Origin of the sequence: Pedobacter aquae (assembly GCF_008195825.1) — a bacterium.
Taxonomy (GTDB): domain Bacteria; phylum Bacteroidota; class Bacteroidia; order Sphingobacteriales; family Sphingobacteriaceae; genus Pseudopedobacter; species Pseudopedobacter aquae.
Genome location: NZ_CP043329.1, coordinates 580,206 through 599,026, shown reverse-complemented (window position 1 = coordinate 599,026; position 18,821 = coordinate 580,206). Strand labels below are relative to the sequence as shown.

Genomic DNA, 18,821 nt, shown 5'->3' with positions numbered 1-18,821 from the left:
TGGATTAATACTCTAATTGAGCTCCAAACAGAGGTTTTATAAATCTTTTAGGACTATCCTCATTCAAGAAATAAGGTAGAGCAATTTTTCTTAAAGTTTCAATTTTAAAATTTTAAAATTATTTGATAAAATTCTATCTTGTAAACAAATTTCCTATTAACCTATGTTAAACATTAATCAGAGATTAATATGCTTTATATTAACTCTTTCTTTATTAGCTTGTAAAAAAACGAATTTAATAACTGAAGATTTTTTTGTTGAAGAAAAAGAAGAGTTATCAGATTTTGAGTTAGAGGTATCATCAGTTAGTACAAATTTCATAGAAATAAGTTGGACTAATTCTCTTAGCTCGCATTTTAAACCTATCACATACAGCATTTATGTGAATGAAAAAAAAGTTGCTGAAGGTGTTAAAAGCAACAAATACAGTTTAATTAAGTTAAGAGCGGAAGAAGAGTATAAAATTAAAGTTATTGCTTTGGTTACAGATAATCTTAAAATAGAAAAAGAAATATTAGCCAAAACTTTACCAGAAAAGGTTCAAACAAATGACGGTAAATTATACCAAGAATATAACATACATAGCTATTCTAGAATAGGTGGTCCTATAGGATTTATTAAATCTAATGACGGCGGACACATTTTTGTTAGACATCTGATTCATACAAACGATTATCAAAATGATGGCTTTAAATTATTAGTTTTCCGTATTGACAAAGATGGCAACTTTTTATGGTACAGAATTATATCGGCTATAGATCATGGAATTACAGATAATACAAGAAATAACATTTTATTAAACCATAATGAAACAGAGGCTATGGTATTTGCCGGGAGCTATATTTTTAGATTAAATACCTTTACAGGAGAATTAATAACAAAAATAAATTTACCAGATTTAACTAATCACAAAATAAATACTGTTTATCATATATCAAATCAAGAAATTTTATTAGGCACAAATAGAGGCCTATTACTATCGATAAATCCTGAAACTCTAAATGCTAACTGGAAGCAAGAAAACTCAGAAAATGGTTCAATAGTTACTATACAAATAGATTCTAAAAAAATATTTATGCAATATTTCAATATGGTAATCTGCAAAACAAGATTTTTCAGTACAATTATCAAGGTACATTTATCAGAAATATAACTGTTGATGGTTTTTTTTCTAATGGGTCTTTAATAGTTGACGAAAATGATCATGTAGCATTTATAGCAAGTAATCCTGATACTTATTACAATGAGATATATTATTATAAATTTAATACAAGTGGTATTTTAATCAATCAAAAAAAAATAACTGGAGCTGTATCTTTTTCTAAATCTTTTATAAATAATCTGGGTGAAATTATTGTCTATGGTTCTAGAAACGGAAGCGGATTCGTAAATCATGGAGGTATCTTAACTTTCGACAAGGATATGAATCTAAAAACCAAGCGTTTTTATACTGAACTAAACTACCATGGTATATCTGCCTTAACTCAAAACAATAATGGTTCTTTTAATTTATTTATTAGTTATGGTCAGACTTACTCCTATGAGAATTTTAATTTTGTATTTATTAGAACTAAAACAGATGGTAGTTTATAAAAAATTTATTTTGTTCTTTCTAATATGTTTATTTTTTAGTTGTAAAAAAGATATCCAACAACCCATATCAGCCATTGATATGTTTGTCACATCAGTTAAATCTCATCAAATAGATTTAAATTACAAGCTTTCTAAACTTGGTTATGAAGAAACTGGCGTATATTTCTATAAAAAAAATTCACCCAATAGCGAAAAAAAAGTAAAGGCTCTGCGTAAAACAGATATTTTAGAACTTTCTCTTCAGGATTTAGAACCAGATACGGAATATATTGTAAATGTTTTTTACAAACAAAAAGGAGTAGAGTATAAAGAGGATAAAAATTTAATTGTCAGAACGCTATCTTCAGAAGAAATTAAATATGCTTTATCATTAAAAAATGACACTGTTTATTATGACTCAATTGGACATTTTTCATTAGAACTCGAAGGTAAACAATTAAATAATTTAAATCTTTCTCAACTCGAAATAAAATTATCTAATTATATACTTGAATTTGATTATCCTGTTATTTCCTCAAACAATAACTATATTATACGTTTAGAAGGGATAAAAAAACCTGTAGATGAAGTTAGCCTTATCTCAGTATTTTATAAAGGAGTTGAAATTTTTAAAAAATCAATAAATTTATCATACAATAGAGATAGGTATTGGATAAATTTCAATTCTACTAATATGTATGCAGATAGAGCCTCTGTATTTAAAAACGAGCTCTATTATTTTGACTCTCCTAATATCCTTAAATGGAAAGAAGATGAAAGTCGTTTATTAAATATTGGTACTTCTATGTATCAAAACGGCAATTACATTGGAAGAAACCCAGGTACAGAATATAAAAATCATCTTTTTTTTCCGCCAATACATCTAAATGTTGCAACTGATAACTTCACAAACATTGTTAGCTACATTCAAGTATATGCTTATTCTCCTATTGATAATTCATGGTTTTCTGACACTCTTACAGAGAAATCTTTTAGGGCTGGATCGAAGTATATTATTAATTCTCAATTTTTCATCCATGATGATAATTTATATATGACCTTTGGTTTGGCTAATAGTAGCGCTTATAATGAAAACATACCTCCTACTTATTATCTGTACAAATACAATAATGTAAATAAAAAATTTGAAGAAATAACCATTTTTAAACAAAAATTAACCGATTATCATTTTATTTCTATCAATAATCAACTTTATTTAATTGGTTTAGCTCCAATTTACGATCAAGGGTTTGCATTAAATTCTACATTATGTATCTACACTGTAGATCCCAGCGCATTTACCCTTAATGAAATCTATAGAGGTGGAACAATATATAATCCGCAAATTTTTAGAGTTAAAAATCTCATTAATTACGAGGGTAATATACTATTAGCTATTTCACCTAATAACTTCTTCATATTTAATATTTCTGAGAGAAACCTTTATAAGATATATCAAAAAATAAATCTAAACTATACCTATTTGGAAGGTATATTCTTTTACAACAAAAAATTTTATCTAAATGCAGATTTAAAAATGTATGAAATATCAATCATTAAAAAAAGGTAAAGTTACCTCACTTTTTATATTTTTCCTCTATGTAATCTTTTCTACATCATGTAAGAAAGAGATCATTGAAATTTTGATAGATCCATTTGAAAATCTAAATACGGTAGTAAATCATGACAATGGGATTTATCAAATATCTTTTACATTAGAAAGTTATCCCTATAGTAACACTTTCATAAGAATGAGTACAGATAAAAATTCTTTTTACAATAACATAAACATCAAAGAATATCCGGTTTATGTACTTAATTCTAACAGGTTTTCAGCATATATTAATTTATTACAACCAGATAAAACATATTACTATCAAATAGTAGTAATTGATAATAAATCAACTAAGGAAATTTACTCAGATGTTTTCTCATTTAAAACAGAACAATAAGATTCTTTTAAAGAAATCTTACGCTTTTATAATTATTACTGCTTGCATTGCTTTTTTTTCTTCTTGTAAAAAAATAGAAGAAGTACAAGTGCTAAAGGATAGCTTTGAGCCAACCTTATCTGAACCTAACGTCACCGATGAAGATTTTGTTATCAACCTAAATGCCAGGGCATTGCAAAAAGGGGAAAGCGGCGAATGGAAAATCATAAGTGGTTCAGTGTTGGATAATTTTGTGTTCTTTGAAGATAAAAACAATCCATTCTCTAGATTTAAGGGAATTCCTGGAGAAGAATATAAGTTAAGATGGACCCATTGGGATTTAAATAAGAAGGAAAGTAGTATTGAAATAACGGTTATTATTCCTTCTCTAGATATAAAAATAACTGATGCCACACCAAGTAATTTTAAAACTATTATAACTCTTCAAGTAAATCCAAAATATAAAGGTACTTGGTCTATAACCCCGGCATATGCCCGACTAGAATCTCGTTACATGGATGGTTATGCAGAACCTTTTGAAAAAAAACCTGTAATAAATATACATGGATACGCTAATACTAACTATACAGCAACTTATACTTACAAATATGCTGGAAAAGAGTTTAAATTTCATAAGGTATTTACAACCGGAGATTATCAACAGGAAGAGGCTCTATACGAGCTACAATTATCCCCTAATAGTAGAGAAGTTAGAAGAGACAATAATAATAATGTAATAGAGTTAAACTTGCAGGCATCAGGAATAGCTTGGATAATGAATGCTAGCGAAAGGTATCCAGCTTTAAAAAGCCTAAAATGGCTTAGAAATCTAAATTTAGGAGGATCTTCTTTAGGACAAATTCCTAATTTATTTGGTGATGCTTTTATCAATTTGGAAGAACTTAATTTAGACAGAGTAGGTAAAGACCTAATATTCCCTGAGAATTTTGGTAACCTTACAAAACTTAAAAAGCTAATTGTAGCTCCGCTTAATTTTTCTGCTCCAGATAGAATGGTGACTTTACCTAAAAGCTTCGGAAAATTAAAGTCATTAGAATCTTTTATAGCTTCTAGCTTTGGATTGATTGACTTTAATGGAACTCTTGGTGACTTAGATAATTTAAAAATTTTAGAGCTTTCTATGAAGGCCCTTCCAGACAATATTGGAGAATTAAAAAAGATAGAAAAAATATCATCATTAGTTAGAGATCCTTATATCCCTTCAAATCTTAGCAATTGTGAAAATTTAAAGATTCTAAATTTACGATTCTTATCAAATACCGATACAAAAATCACCTTACCTGCTGATATTAATAAATTGATTAGACTGGAGCGTCTTGAACTTAATTCTTCTATGCTTCATGAGCTTCCTGAATCTTTCTCAGATCTTAAAGCTTTAAAAACTTTATATTTAAATCAAGTGAGTTTAAAAGAGCTACCCCAAAATTTCGGGAATCTGTCTAGTCTAGAAAATTTAGAATTATACGGAAAGCTTAATTATCTTCCTAAAAGCTTTGGAAACTTAAATAAGCTAAAAAGTTTATCATTAGGAGGTAACTTAGAAGAACTTCCTGAAAGCTTTGGAAATTTAAGTTCTTTAACCAATTTTTATGCCGCCGCATCCTATCTCAAAAGACTTCCAGAATCTTTTGGAAATTTAAAAAATCTTAAAGAATTAAATGCCCAACGTAGTAAACTTGAATCATTACCGGAATCTTTTGGTAATTTAGATGCTTTAGAAAAATTATCTCTTAATAATTGTAATCTAACTGTTCTTCCGAAATCATTTTTTGATTTAAAAAATATTTCTATTATCTATCTATCAGGCAATGCTGTTGGAGATATTCCTGATGATATCTCTAGGATGAAAACGGGAGTAGTTTTTTACTTAAATCAAGTCCCAAATCTCAATTTAAATAAAATGAATTATATTTTGAGTATTTCAAAAGGAAAAACTTTTTATACAGATTTTGGATATTTTTATGCCCCAATTTAAGATTTTATTAAGTAAGAGAAACCAATTTTAAAGCTTATACTTATGAAGATTGCTCTTGTCACTTAACTCTAAGCTTAATAAAATTATACTTAATTTCCTTTGCTATATTACAATGTTAACAAACAATAGTTTATAGTTTAAATTATATAGCCAACCCCACCTAAACCCTATCGTGTGTACACTCAGCAAATGGGTTAGTATTAATATCTTTAAAAGAAAAAAGACTTTCCATTTCATACGCTTAAAAGGTATTCCACCCAGTATCTCCCTTTTGGAGGGAGAATGAAAGAGGGAGGGCGTTTTTGAGTAGAAAGTAAGGAGTAAAAAGTAGAAAGATGCTTAAAAGACGGTAAAAGCCTCCTCCTGCACCTCCTCCAAGAGGAGGACACCTTACAAATGGGTTAGGATTACTTTTTAGAAAATATAATTCCCATTAACACACTTGATAGCTATGCCGCCTAGTGTCTCCCTTTGGAGGGAGAATGAAAGAGGGAGGGCGTTTTTGAGTAGAAAGATGCTTAAAAGACGGTAAAAGCCTCCTCCTACACCTCCTCCAAGAGGAGGACACCTTACAAATGGGTTAGAATTACTTTTTAGAAAATATAATTCCCATTAACACACTTGCTAGATATTCCACCCAGTGTCTCTCTCTGGAGGGAGAGTTGAAGAGGGAGGAAATTCACAGCAAACCTTTCTAACTTCTTAACTTCCACCAAAGCCCAACAACCAACAAGCCTAAGAAAATCACAGCTAATATTACCCAAGCAAAACTCCCTTTCCTTTCCACTTCCTTTTCTAATGCTTTATGAGTTGTTTTCTTTAGCATTTCTTGTTCTTGCTGATGGGCTTTAATGGTACTGCTTTGCTGTTGATGGATAGCTTGTATTAAACTGTCTTTACTCCTACTTTTATAAATTTTTACTTTGATAAAGCCCGGCCGCTGCTGCAAGCCGCTATCTGGATGCCAGTAAAACAGTTCATCCATTTCTAAGACGATACCTTCTTTTACTTGCTGCTGTGTAGAGCTTATCGTACTGCTTTTACTTTGCAGGCTATCTTTTATCATGCTAGCCTGTTTGGTCTTTTCTAGTTCTGTGAGGAGTTGCTGATATCGGGATTTTTGACTTGAACAGGCTGTTAGTACTAGCATCGCCAATAATATTATAAGTTTTCTCATATACTCTCCCTCCTTTCTGTAATCCAATCTGCCACGGCATATAAAGTACGTTTAAGCCTGCGCTTACGGTAAACCCCATCACCTTCTCTGCTTCCTGCTTCATTGGTATTCCCTTCAACGGTGATCACGATGCTTTCGCCCCATGCATCTATGAAACCGCAATGGGCAATACGTTTTTTAGAGGCATACCAGATGCCAAAGACATCTCCTGCCTGTGGCTGTGTTTTTTCTTTCTGCCAAGTATTTTTCCAAATGATACGCTTTGCTGGTAATAAAGCCGGACTCCATGCGGTACGTGGATTGTTGATAGCTGCTTGGCCTAAGCACCAGCTCACAAAGGCGGCACACCAGGGAGCGCCTTTGTTATGACCCGTATATTTGAGATAGCTTTCTACTTGACTACCGTCGTTACGGTTGCTTTTTTCTTTGGTGCCTATTTCTTTTCGATAAACCTCAAGTAATTTTAACCTTTTTGCTGATGCTTGATTTAAGGACCAAGAAGTAGATTGATGCCCTACAGCATTGCCAGTAAACAAGCTATAGCTGTAAGTAAGAGCAAAGTAAAAGAAGATAGATATAATACGAATTGTTGCCATAAGGTGAGTTGTTTAAATTGTAAAACCAAATTGCCAATGCTAGGTAAACCTAAGCTGTTCCAGCTCTTGTTAAAGAGGTACCAAATAAGGGCTAAGAATAGCAGAAAGGTTAATAGCGCAATTAATATCATTACCCAGATTCCTGCATCTGGAAGTGCTGCTGTATCATCAACCCGATAAATCCAGAAGGGAATAGCGCTATAAAAAATAAGCAGTCCTAAGCATAGCCATATCACAGGCTGAACATTAAGAGAAGGCCGTATGATGCCTCTCCTACTATGATAAACAAGTAATAAATTCATGATGAATATTTTTTGAATGATTAAATAAGGGTGCCTCCTCTTACAGAGACACCCTATAACTTAGCTAAGCAACTGTTACTTTGCCTACATAAATGCTGGTAGCCATACGCTTACCATCCGAAGTGCTGAAACTTATCCAACAGTCTACCTCATCTCCCGAGAAATCTGAGGGTAAAATCATATCTACTTCTGTGGCTGAGCGACTAGCCGCATTCTCCAAAAACACATATTGTTGTTTTTGAGCATTGTAAACCAATAATACCGCTTGATCTGTAGCCGCAGATAAACCAGTTCCGGTATTATCCTGCCAATTGAAATTAATACTCGCCGGAACTGTACTCTCTACTAAGGGTGCCCAGGCTCCGGTTAAATCTCCCTGACTAAATAATACTTTTGAAGTATCTATCGTAAAATTAGGGCTAGTACCCATAACAGCTTCTTTTACATGATAAGATACTGCGGCATTAAGCGGTGTACGGGCATCTGCAACAGATTGAAAGCCTTTCGCTATCAACTGACTTATGGGTCTTAGAAAACCAACAACTAAAGCAAACTTCAAGCGTTGATCGTTTTGCAAAGCTGTTGCCGGCTTTGATGATTTTTTAGGTAAACTGCGTATATAGTCTATGCCTTTCCAGTTGCCACCTATGACTGTTCCTACTTTTCCTGAGAACCCACCCAGGATTCCTTTTTTGATTGTTGCCATTTTTTTAAAATTTAAATGTGAAAAAATCAAGAATGCATTGCCGGCAAGCTTTGACTTGTTGATACAAATGTAGGGGCGATTTTTTTGAAAAAACAGCTTTCTGAAGCCTATGGCATTGTTTGACAGCCTTTGTCTGTACTTGGCGCTCGTTGGCTTTCTTTAGCTAATTTGTTCCTGTAGGCTTTCTTCGCTCCTGCTTCGCTTTTGGTTAATACCTTGTTCGCAAAACAGGTTATTTTTGCGAACAAGTAGCGAACATGCTGCGGACAAGCTCCAAACAAAACTTTTTAACCATAAAAAAAGGGGCTTATCGCCCCTCCATTAATAACTGATGAATATCACTCTCCAGATACCAAATCTTACCTCGCACTTTGCTGAAAGATAACTTCCCTTCATTGCGCCAGCGTTGTAAGGTTCGTGGACTGATGTGAAGTTGTTGCATCACATCCTGACTGTCGAGCCAGTTGTTTTTTGCTGCAACAGGCTTAGGAATGAGTGCCGTTGGATGTGGCATTTTTTGTAAAATATAGTAGAGCAGGTTAATGATTTCTTTGAGTAATTGTGTATTTGTTTCTTGCATGTGAACATTTCAACAGGTAATTATTAGCTGTTTTAGCTTCCTAAAAGCTTAGGAAAACCATAACAACTTCATATGAAGAAGGGAGTACCAAGAACAATCTTTTTCAAAAATAATAAAAGCTAGGAATAAAAAAAATAATCAGCTGATTTTAAGGTTTATACATCTTAAAATATCTAAAGTTCTGCCTTCACTTCTCTCTTTTCAATCATTTTTTTGAAAAGATCTGTTCTGTTTCTTGTGACAATAAGATTAACTTCTGATGAAACAGGCTCCTTCAATAAGAGTTCGCATTGACTATTCTTAATAGATTTATAACCTGAAACGGCATCTAGCGCTACCATGATAGAACGGTTGATTCTAAAAAACTCGTCTTCATTTAACAGGAGTTCTAATTCACACATTTTATAGTCTATAATGTATTTTTTACCGTTTTTAAGCACTGCATAACCAATTTTTCCCTCTCTTTGCAGATATAATACTTCTTTTACCGGAAAATAATAAGCATGCTTTCCTAAGCTTCCTTTTAAACAAAGATCAGCGTCTTTTTTAAAAATCTTGATGAGCATATAATACCCAAAATAAAGCATATTTAAAACAACAATAGCCGCTTGTATTAAAGGAAATTCTAATACCATATAATCACTCAATAAAATATCCCCATTCACCATAAAAAAATATATTCTGGCAGCTAGATAACAAAGCAACACCATGAAAACTATACCTATTAAAAACTGATAAAGACTCCGTTTTAAAGGTTTTTCTTCCCAAGACAAACGTTTATCTAAATAAAGATTACTGTAATGTACTCCCCATATCACCATAAAAGACATCAGCAAAGTAAAAATAAACGCTTCCTGATAGTTGCGCTGCTTAACCAGTGTGATAAATGTCTGGTATTGCGTTGGGGTATTGAGGTAAAAACTGATAAATAGTGCCGCCGATAAGCGATAAAACCAATGAAAATAGCTTATACGTTTTGGATGTTGATTTTTTTTCATAGTGGTAGATGGTATGCTAAACAGGCTACAAATACCAATTTAACGACATTAAATAAAAATCGTTACGAAAAAAGTAATTTATAAGCTTGATAGCTGATATTATTACAATGAAGATGGAAGAAGCGGAAGGCTAAAGGCTGAAGGCACTACCAACTGGCAACCGACAACTGGCAACTGGCAACCCATAACTGGCAACTGATTTTACCATTCACTCCATTTTTTAAACCATTCACTCCTTTAAGGGATTGCTGTTCTTGCTTTACTTCTTCATAAACCGCTATTTCGTTGCTGCTTGCAAGCAATTTTATTTAAACATTAAATTTTATTTATTTATGCAAAAATTAAGTTTTAACAATGCTGGGTTACAGCAATTATTGCAGGCCTACTACCTGCTTAGCGACGAAGAGCTTAGACAAGAAGCTTTATTGATTGAAACAGATTTTAGACAATGGCTTATCAAGCATTTTATTTTTAGTGAACAACAATTAGAAGATTTATTTGCTATAAATGAAACTTTTATAGAAGAATTTTCTGAAGAGTTTGCTTTCTTCTTTAAAAATCGTTTACCTGTATCTCTTTTTAAAGAAGAACCCATTGATCAAAGATTAAGCGAACCGGGAAGAGGTAAACTATACCGTAATGAAAAAGTAAGTACTCAAACCTATAGTCCTTCTTTAGGGTTAAGCAGTACAGAAACTTTAAGTTTAAGTATTCAATACCTGTATTAATCTAAAATAGTTAACAGCCGGAAGCCAGGAACAATCTTAAATCAGAAGGTTCCGGCTGTTGTTTTCTCTTAAAGCATTTTGGATATGGTAGACTTTAAAAATTATGAGGCCAGAAGAACTTATCTCCTCTATCTCATCATACATAAATACCCTTTATCCAGAAAACAACTTGCCCAGAAATTTAATTGCGAAGAACATACCATCACCAGAATGGTTAACGACCTTCGTTTTCATAAAAATTATCCTATCCGTTATTCTAAATCTTTAAAACGTTATGTTTTGGTGGAGGATTGATGGTGGTACTGGGATGAGAAGTTTTGTCACTGCGAGGAACGAAGAAGTCTCCCTTTTAACCTGTATAAAGAGATAGCTTCACTGTGTTCGCTATGAACTGTGTTTAAATCCAAATAAAAGTTAAAATTTATTAAAATAAAATTCTGTTTTAATTGCTATTAGCCAAATTGTGCTTTATAAGGTTCACCTGATTTTGCTATGGCAAATACTTGTTTAATAAGTTTATTTACTGCTGCTATCAGCGCTACTCTATAAGGTTTCCCTTTTCCTCTTAATCTTTCATATAACTCTTTACAAGCCTTATTACAACGTATTGCTGAGGTAGCAGCCATATAAAGCACTTTTCTTATCTGGCCCATTCCCATTTTGCAGATATGCCCTTTGCCTTTTACGCTTGTTCCTGATTCATATATCCTTGGGGCCAGTCCGAAATAGGATATGACCTGCTTATAGTTTTCAAACATCCCGAAGCCATCTGTGGCAATAATCAGCATAGACACACTTCTAGGCCCTATTCCTGGTATACTTCTTATATTAACAGCCATTTCTGCATAGTTTTGCTTTATTAATTTTTCTATCTCACACTCTTTATCCTTAATTCTTTTATCGTAGCTCTCAACCTCTTCCTTTATTTCATTGTAGAGTAGCTGCTCTATTGTACCTGCAGACTCAAATGCATGTAACTGGTTGCATAACATCTGTCTACGTTGTTTCAAACCTTCAAGATAGGTTTCCAGATTACGGATCTTCTGGATTTCTTCTGTTGGAGGTGTCCACAGCTTAGGACTAGTCATCTGGGCAAACTCTGCTATAACCATCGCATCTTTACTGTCTGTCTTTGCCCTAGACATTCGCATCTGTGCATACCTGCGTATAATCAAGGGGTTAACTACCGAAACTCTGAGTCCTGAATCGTGTACAAACCTTGCCAGTTGGAAATAATAAGGACCTGTGGCTTCCATCACAACATGGGTGTCCTGAACATGCGGCAGCATATCCATAAATCCCTTAATGTTGTTAGCAAACCTACTTTTGAAGGTCAATTTACCCTCTTTTAATACTGCAATGTCAAAATAATCCTTTGAACAATCGATACCTGTTACCATATTTGTATTGAATTGTGGATCTCAGCAGTTCTTATCCTGACTTATCAATCGTTAAAACAGGCTCCCAACGCCTAATGAACTGTCCAAGTTGATATAAGAATGAGAGAAGGGGACTAACATAGCGAAGTGTCTTTGATGACTAATGACAAACTAAAGTCTTATTCCTTCTCTCTGCTGGATCTTTTTAAACTGAACAAAATTATATTCTGTTTACGCTTATCCAAACATTTCTCTACAAACTTACGATGACAAAACACTACTGGTTTGTCACTGCGAGGAACGAAGAAGTCTCCCTTTTAACCTGTATAAAGAGATAGCTTCACTGTGTTCGCTATGACAAAGGGGAACCTGTATGTTGAGATAGCTTCACTGTGTTCGCTATGACAAAGGGGAACCTGTATGTTGAGATAGCTTCATTGCATTCGCGATGACAAATAAAAAGATTACTTCTTCATTCCTCATGGCAATGCAAAAAAAATCAAAAAAAAAGTAAAGGAACATTTTATGTTCCTCTACACGCTTTTCTTTACCTGTTCATAAGGCCTTATGAATAGGGAAATGCCGAAAACCCTTAAAAAGAGTAGGCATCATCATGTAAAACTCTATGGCTTCGAGGTGTAGCAAAGCCAAATCTACGATGAAGAAAAAATTCATCATTCCTATGATTGCTGTAGCAGCAATCTCAGGTGCTGTTTTATTCTCTGCTTTTAAAGCAGAAGATAAGTCTGAAAATCTCAGCCAAAAATGGTTTGAGTTTACCAATGTTCTTGGCGACGGGGATGTTAACAATCCTGCCAATTACATGATTACGCCTTCTGATGGTGCCAACGCTCCTGGCTGCCCGGAAGGTAGTGATGAAAGATGTGCTGTTTTAGCCTTACCTGGTACAAATCCAGACCAACCTAATTTGAGTGGTGGTAGTGTGATTGAAATCAGACAAAGAGCTATTGAGTAATCTTTTCTAGAGGCTGTCTCCAAAAAGCGTATGTGTTATATTGAGCAGCGCAGAAATATGCTCTGATATGCTCAAAAAAGGCTTCGACTCCGCTCAGCCTGACACAAAATCGTGATTTGAGAGACAGTCTCTTATGATATCTTTTTATCTCGGGTTTTGTACAATTATTCCGCCATTTACTACGGCTATCGGTATGGGTAAAACATATTGATTGCTATTGGCTTTTAAAACATACTGCTCTCCGTTGATATCACGAATGATATCTTTTGCATAACGTGGATCTTTATTCAGCCTTCTTAAATCTGTCCATCTTAAGCCTCTAAACAAAAGTTCTTTTCTTCTTTCTTGTAATACCCAATCTAAAACCTGTTGCACTTGATTGCTCTCCAGTTTTTGATAAGCAGCTACTGTAAACCTATTTCTTAATAATTGATGAAGCCTTTCCAAAGCTTTTACAGTATCTCCTCTCCTCACTGCACTTTCTGCACTGATGAGTAGCATTTCATTTACTGCTATGCCATTGAACAAGCTTGCTGTACCATCATAACTTCCTTTAAAAGAAAATAAACCTGCCCTGTTCATAAAGAAACCTGTTCTTCGCAAATCTCCATTTTGATATTGTGCATATAGTTCTGGTGATACCCTGCTAAAAGTGACTGATAATACGGTACGACCAAATGTGGTGCTATGAAAGATCACTTCCGGATTGTAACGAGCAAAAGGATAGGTAGCATTTAGGTTTGTTTGCTTAAAATCTAACAAGGTACTTTGGTAATTTAAACAGGAGTCTGCATAAAGTTCAGCTTCCTGATAACGCTCCATAGCCAGGTAAACTCTGGCCAACAAACCTAATGTAGCAGGTTTTGAAGGGGTAGTTTTAACTTCGGTTTGAACGGGTAAAGCAGCAGATGCTGTTTTTAAATCCACGAGGATGCGGTCATAGGTTTCCCTCAAGCTTGCCCTTGAAAAATTAGCGCTGATATCTGCCGTGGTACGCAACGGGATACCCAAAGTTTGGCTAGCTGTTGTTTCTTCATAAGGGGCGGCAAAAAGCTGTGCCAACTGATAAAAGGCAAAGGATCTGTAAAATAAAGCCTCTGCCCGCATCCTCCTCTTTTCTTGCTCTGGCGCTACAATTTTAGCTAGTTGATCTAAAACGGTATTGGCATAAAAAACGGTTACATAAGGTAAAGACCACTCGTTTAGTTCGTTATTATTAAACACATCATCATTCCAAACATATATATTTTTAGCAGTGATATCGGCTAAGTTTTGCCAGGTTGCTGGCTGTAAAAACACATTATCTGTGGCAGCTTCCTGTATACCGGGATAAGAGGAGTTCATCCTACTGGTATAATCTAATAAACCTTGTAAATCTCTGGCGGTGTTAGGTACTACCAAAGCTTTATCTGGCTTTACATCCAGATAATCTGTACATGCTACTAAACTCCCTAACAAAGCAAGTAAGCATAAGACATTTAACCCTTTAAAATTATTTCTTTTCATGATTCTTATTTTATAATCCATATCTAAAACCTATCGCATAGGTACGCGGAATGGTGATTTCCCCATAATCGGGATCTACCTGAGCTGATGTTGCCTTCCAAAGCATCCCAATGTTATTCACAAAAGCATAAATGCTCAGCCGCTTTTGCTTCTCAGCCAATTTCTGAAAGCTGTAAGTGATATTGATATCTTGCAAACGGATATGGTCTGCCGGGGCTATCAATACTTCGGAACGGGAGTAAAAACTATCTCTATTGGCATTAGCCGGATAAATAAGGGAAGGCACTTTTGTTCGGCTTTCATCTCCCGGCTGCTGCCAGCGTTGCAGGTAGTCTGCATGGTTTGCGGTACCTTGAAACAAGGCTGTATAATTGACAGAGTTGCGCTTAAAGAAATAGCCTAAACGGTAACTGAGGTTTAAAGATAGCGACCATCCTGCATAGCTAAAGTTATTTCTTAAAGCTCCAAAATATAGGGGTACGGCAGAACCTTTATAGACCAAATCTTCTGCGGTACTACGGGCTACCAGTTGTGTATAATCTGTACTTAATTCGCCTGCTACAAATCCCTGAGGATTACCCCTAAGCGGATCAAGACCTCCCCAGCGATAAGCATGTATGGCATATAGGGGTTTTCCGATGATGGGCGAAATGGTTAAACCTCCATTTAGATAAGCATTGATATCTGTAGTTGCTGCTAAATACTCTTCTAACTTGGTAGCTGCATAACTGAACACTAGATTACTTGTCCAGCCGAGTTTTCCGCTGCTATTGATGCTCTCCAGTTCTATATCTACACCTCTTCCACTCATCGTAGCTGAATTCCCTTGGTAGCTAAAACTTTGTAAGGGCGAAAGTGCTCCTGTGGTTTGGTCTAAGGGCATGAAACCGAGTAAATCTGTACTTCTTTTCCGATAAAACTCCAAAGTCCCTCTTAGGGCATTGCCTTTTAAGGCAAAGTCTATCCCTAAATTGAGCATGGCTGTTTTCTCCCACCTTAAGTTTTCATTTGCAGGATTTCTGATGATGCCATAAGGCCTATTATTGAGGTTACCGTTATTGTAAAACATCACGGTAGGTAAGGCAGATACATTGGGGTTTAAATTGCCACTAAAACCATAAGTACTGCGTATTTTAAGGTAAGGCAGGAAGTCTAATTTATAGAAAGGTTCTGAGGAAAGATTCCATGCTAAACCAGCCGACCATAGAGGTACCAGCCTTTGGTTGCTACTCACGCCAAAGAGGTTAGAGCCATCCTGGCGGGCACTTAAAGAAAGGGTATATCTTTTAGCATAGCTGTAAGCAGCATTCCCATAAAAGGAGACATAGCGGTTTAAGCGTTCTGTAAAATTGCTGCGGTCTGGTATTCTACCAGAACCACTGTTTCTTCCATAAAGTGGGAAAACGGTTTGATAATCTACTGGTATGCTGGTTAAGATATCGGCATCATAGCCGTAAGTGCGGCTACTTTGTGAGGTGTTTCTTAAGGCTCTAAGCTCGGCACCTAATAAGCCTGTAATTTCATGCTTGGCCCATGTACTTTGGTGATGAAGCTGGGAGCGCAGGGCATGGCTAAACAAGCGGCTGTTTTGCTGGTCGTAAAAAGCTCCTAGTGGTATGGGTCTGTTTACCTGCCCATTGTTGATGCTGCTATAACGATTGATGGCGTCTCGTACCTGATAAGATTCTTCTTCCAGCGTATGCAGCCTTTGTCCGGCATTACTTTGGTATTGGTAGCTGGTTTCTAGTCGCCAAACTTTCCAAAACTTGTAGTTGATGGCTGTTTGTAAGAGTAGGTCTTGGTTCTTGCTGATGGCTCTGTTAAAACCCAACTCCTCTAAAGGGCGGTATTGCCAGTTGAGCAATCCTCTGTCTAATGCATCCGCTTTAAAAGGCTCGCTAAAATCCCTCGGAACGGCAAGTGCCAGGCCTTGGGCATCTGCAAAACTGCTATACGTTGCTAAACCAGCATAACTGCCATAAGGTAATTGCCCTTCTTGGTTACGTACCTGACTGTAAAGGATACTCGTATTTAGATTGACTTGAGGATGTAGCTCAAAGTTTTGCTCGCTCCTAAAAGTATAACGTTGATTGCCAGCATCCAGATTACTCTGCTGATCGTCATAAGCACCAGAAACATAATAACGTACATAGCGGCTTCCTCCTCTAATATTTAGGGCATATTGTTGTAAAGCACTTTGCCGGTAAACATAGCGGTTTAAATCGTCCCGGTAATCCTTAGCTTCCAAAGCTTGTAAAGCTTGCCTTGCTGCCTCCTGCTCTGCTGCACTGCCGTTTCTTTCTTGCTGTAGTAATTGTACTCCTATGCTTAAAGGCACTTGTCCGTCTTGCAAAGCGGCATCAAAAAAACCTCTGCTAAAAAGATCTCTTTCTAAAGCTAGGTAAGGTGCTGCCGGAACTAAAGGTAAATCCCTCATATCTGGCCGCTGCCCTAAGGTATAGTTGCTGTTTATACTCACCTGTAAAGGGCTATTGCTATTGCCTTTTTTGGTGGTGATGACAATAACGCCATTTCCTGCTCTTACCCCCCAGATAGAGGCGGCTGCAGCATCTTTAAGAACGGTTACACTGGCAATATCATTGGGGTTGATGTTATTGATATCTCCTTCATAAGGGAAATTATCCAGTACAATTAAGGGGCTGCTATTACTAAAACAGTACTTCTACCTCTTATGCTGATGGTTTCTGTACTTACGCCTCTTTTATCTATCAGTAAGCCTGGGGTAATATGTTCTAGCCTGCTGATGACATCTGGACTTACCTGCCTATCAAAAGCTCTTGATTGATTTGTACAAAAGAACCTGTTGAGCGTTCTTTAGGTAAGCGTTGCAAGCCTGTTGATACTACTACTTCTTGTAAGGCATTGATATCTGGGCTGAGTTGTAGGCTTAAAACCTGCCCTATTTTAGCATTGACGCTAAGCGGTTTGAAACCTAGGTAGCTTAGCTCTAATACCTCGTTCTCTTGATTTACCCTGATGCTGAATTTACCTAAGCTATCTGTGGTAGTGACTTGCGGACTTCCTTTAACTTTGATGATGACGCCTGCCAGAGGCTCGTTATGGTTGATACTGCTTACCTTGCCGCTGATGCTGGCTTGCCAAGCCATGAGGGTGGCAGGTAGTAATAATAGGATGATAAGCGTTAATTTTTTCTTCATCGTGTAGGGGTTTGATCAGGTTTAAATACAAATACTTCTAATGTTCTTTCTGCTTCTTGCAGGTAAAGGCCCACTGTTGCCAGTGCTTCATTAATTTCTACCACTGTTGCATTTACTGCCAGCTTAGGGATGTTAGGCTGTTGCCCACTTTCATTGAGGATGGGGATATGTGCTGATTCTTTATTATACAATCGTAGCCAGCCTGCTAAGCTATTTTTAGGCTGCTGAGGATATGGTAATGGCGCTCCTTTACTTTTGATGATATAGCAAGGCATGCTCCTCTTTTCATACTGGGTTTGTAGCCCAAAGCTGCCGTCTAATTGCTGTTTGATGATAGCGGATGCTTTATCCTTTAAGCTAGGGTTTAACAGCAGCTCAAAACAATAAAGGCTTGCTTCTTTTGCCGTTCCTAGAGCTAGGAAATCTTGAGCAAGCAGGCCTCCCTCAAAGATGAGTTGATTTCTAGGCATCTCTAAAAGCATGGGGCTATAAAGTGCATATAGCGATAGCCTACTGGCATTGGTAGCGAAATAGCGTAGGGTATCTTGGTTTTTAGGCCATCCCAAATAAGATGGTGCACCTTTTAAATAAGCGGTAAGCTTGCTTGCTGTTAAAAGCGGAGCATGTGCAGGTAAACTTTCATAGCGGTTAAAGTTTAGTAAATCTGCTTTGATGCTTTCTTTAAAAGCTTTGCCTGCCAAAGCATTGCTTAATTGCTGTTTGTTTACACCAGCACTACTGCTGATGTGTAAAACCTTAGCATCTTTACCTATCCATACCACATGAGGGACTATCTGATGTGGAAAAGCCTGATGCAAGGCTTGCTCCTCGGCAACATAAGTTAAAGACAGCTTTTGTAGCTTTTCATTATTAGTTATAAAAGTGCTTAGCTTTTGCTTAGTCTCTTTGCTTAAAGGCAAGATCATGATGTCTTTGCTAAACTGCTGCTGTAAACTATCTAATTTGGGCATGGCTGCAATGCAGCTGCCACACCAAGTAGCCCAAAAATCTAAGATGATGAGTTTGCCTTTATACTCATTTAAAGTGATGGTGTTTTTGCCCTCAGGGTGGTTAAAGGTTTGCAGCTTTAAATCCCATAAGGTTTGAGGGATGCTGTCTCCTATTTGCAAAGCCTGCTGGGCTTTGACTTTTTTGCTGTATGACACCACAACTAGTATGCATATCAAAACCATAA

General features: G+C 36.0%; 18 protein-coding genes and 1 pseudogene. 7 read left to right on the top strand and 12 right to left on the bottom strand.

Features of this window, described 5'->3' with window-relative positions:
- Window positions 1-163: 163 nt before the first annotated feature.
- From FYC62_RS02760 to FYC62_RS02750, 4 genes are all read left to right on the top strand, one after another.
- Window positions 164-1,153: a fibronectin type III domain-containing protein gene (locus tag FYC62_RS02760; protein WP_149073828.1), complete on the top strand. Its 990-nt coding sequence runs from the start codon at window positions 164-166 to the stop codon at window positions 1,151-1,153.
- A 269-nt stretch (window positions 1,154-1,422) separates the two neighbouring features.
- Complete coding sequence (locus FYC62_RS17195) at window positions 1,423-1,593, top strand: hypothetical protein (RefSeq protein WP_205943760.1); 171 nt, start codon at window positions 1,423-1,425, stop codon at window positions 1,591-1,593.
- A complete protein-coding gene (locus FYC62_RS02755) occupies window positions 1,580-3,142 on the top strand; it encodes a hypothetical protein (RefSeq protein WP_168199359.1) in 1,563 nt (520 codons plus the stop codon). The genes FYC62_RS17195 and FYC62_RS02755 overlap by 14 nt, the downstream gene beginning before the upstream one ends.
- 320 nt (window positions 3,143-3,462) lie before the next feature.
- Window positions 3,463-5,499 carry a leucine-rich repeat domain-containing protein gene (locus FYC62_RS02750; RefSeq protein WP_149073826.1) on the top strand — a complete coding sequence of 679 codons (2,037 nt, stop codon included), beginning with the start codon at window positions 3,463-3,465 and terminating at the stop codon, window positions 5,497-5,499.
- A gap of 694 nt (window positions 5,500-6,193) precedes the next feature.
- Here the strand turns inward: FYC62_RS02750 and FYC62_RS02745 are convergent.
- The 7 genes from FYC62_RS02745 to FYC62_RS17000 form a co-directional block, all read right to left on the bottom strand.
- Complete coding sequence (locus FYC62_RS02745; RefSeq protein WP_168199358.1) at window positions 6,194-6,676, bottom strand: hypothetical protein; 483 nt, start codon at window positions 6,674-6,676, stop codon at window positions 6,194-6,196.
- Window positions 6,673-7,272, bottom strand: coding sequence for a CHAP domain-containing protein (locus FYC62_RS02740; protein ID WP_149073824.1), 600 nt, complete (start codon window positions 7,270-7,272; stop codon window positions 6,673-6,675). Before FYC62_RS02740 ends, FYC62_RS02745 begins: the two co-directional genes overlap by 4 nt.
- Window positions 7,191-7,574 (bottom strand): hypothetical protein, encoded by a 384-nt coding sequence (locus tag FYC62_RS02735; RefSeq protein WP_149073823.1) that lies wholly within the window; start codon window positions 7,572-7,574, stop codon window positions 7,191-7,193. Before FYC62_RS02735 ends, FYC62_RS02740 begins: the two co-directional genes overlap by 82 nt.
- 64 nt (window positions 7,575-7,638) lie before the next feature.
- Entirely contained in the window at window positions 7,639-8,280 is a 642-nt protein-coding gene (locus FYC62_RS02730; protein ID WP_039451832.1) for a DUF6266 family protein, read from the bottom strand.
- 307 nt (window positions 8,281-8,587) lie between these two features.
- On the bottom strand, window positions 8,588-8,860 hold the full coding sequence (locus tag FYC62_RS02725) for a helix-turn-helix domain-containing protein (RefSeq protein ID WP_039451835.1): 273 nt from the start codon (window positions 8,858-8,860) through the stop codon (window positions 8,588-8,590).
- Between the two features lie 173 nt (window positions 8,861-9,033).
- Window positions 9,034-9,858, bottom strand: coding sequence for a LytTR family transcriptional regulator DNA-binding domain-containing protein (locus FYC62_RS02720; RefSeq protein ID WP_149073822.1), 825 nt, complete (start codon window positions 9,856-9,858; stop codon window positions 9,034-9,036).
- Window positions 9,859-10,004: 146 nt separating this feature from the next.
- Entirely contained in the window at window positions 10,005-10,160 is a 156-nt protein-coding gene (locus tag FYC62_RS17000) for a hypothetical protein (protein WP_168199357.1), read from the bottom strand.
- Window positions 10,161-10,190: 30 nt separating this feature from the next.
- On the opposite strand from FYC62_RS17000, the gene FYC62_RS02715 reads away from it, so the two are divergent.
- Together FYC62_RS02715 and FYC62_RS02710 are read left to right on the top strand one after the other, a co-directional pair.
- A complete protein-coding gene (locus FYC62_RS02715) occupies window positions 10,191-10,586 on the top strand; it encodes a hypothetical protein (protein WP_149073821.1) in 396 nt (131 codons plus the stop codon).
- Window positions 10,587-10,670: 84 nt separating this feature from the next.
- Window positions 10,671-10,880 carry an HTH domain-containing protein gene (locus FYC62_RS02710; protein ID WP_149073820.1) on the top strand — a complete coding sequence of 70 codons (210 nt, stop codon included), beginning with the start codon at window positions 10,671-10,673 and terminating at the stop codon, window positions 10,878-10,880.
- A 158-nt stretch (window positions 10,881-11,038) separates the two neighbouring features.
- On the opposite strand, the gene FYC62_RS02705 is transcribed toward FYC62_RS02710, so the two are convergent.
- A complete protein-coding gene (locus FYC62_RS02705; RefSeq protein ID WP_149073819.1) occupies window positions 11,039-11,986 on the bottom strand; it encodes an IS110 family RNA-guided transposase in 948 nt (315 codons plus the stop codon).
- A 637-nt stretch (window positions 11,987-12,623) separates the two neighbouring features.
- On the opposite strand from FYC62_RS02705, the gene FYC62_RS02700 reads away from it, so the two are divergent.
- Window positions 12,624-12,941, top strand: a complete 318-nt coding sequence (locus FYC62_RS02700; RefSeq protein WP_149073818.1) for a peptide ABC transporter substrate-binding protein — start codon at window positions 12,624-12,626, stop codon at window positions 12,939-12,941.
- Window positions 12,942-13,085: 144 nt separating this feature from the next.
- On the opposite strand, the gene FYC62_RS02695 is transcribed toward FYC62_RS02700, so the two are convergent.
- The 4 genes and pseudogenes from FYC62_RS02695 to FYC62_RS02680 all read right to left on the bottom strand — a co-directional run bounded on the left by FYC62_RS02695 (window position 13,086) and on the right by FYC62_RS02680 (window position 18,756).
- Window positions 13,086-14,447: a RagB/SusD family nutrient uptake outer membrane protein gene (locus tag FYC62_RS02695; RefSeq protein WP_149073817.1), complete on the bottom strand. Its 1,362-nt coding sequence runs from the start codon at window positions 14,445-14,447 to the stop codon at window positions 13,086-13,088.
- A 10-nt stretch (window positions 14,448-14,457) separates the two neighbouring features.
- A pseudogene (locus tag FYC62_RS02690) lies at window positions 14,458-17,109 on the bottom strand (SusC/RagA family TonB-linked outer membrane protein); the annotation flags it as partial.
- 115 nt (window positions 17,110-17,224) lie between these two features.
- On the bottom strand, window positions 17,225-17,626 hold the full coding sequence (locus tag FYC62_RS02685; protein ID WP_149073815.1) for a carboxypeptidase-like regulatory domain-containing protein: 402 nt from the start codon (window positions 17,624-17,626) through the stop codon (window positions 17,225-17,227).
- Window positions 17,623-18,756 (bottom strand): TlpA family protein disulfide reductase, encoded by a 1,134-nt coding sequence (locus tag FYC62_RS02680; protein WP_168199356.1) that lies wholly within the window; start codon window positions 18,754-18,756, stop codon window positions 17,623-17,625. Before FYC62_RS02680 ends, FYC62_RS02685 begins: the two co-directional genes overlap by 4 nt.
- Window positions 18,757-18,821 lie beyond the last annotated feature (65 nt).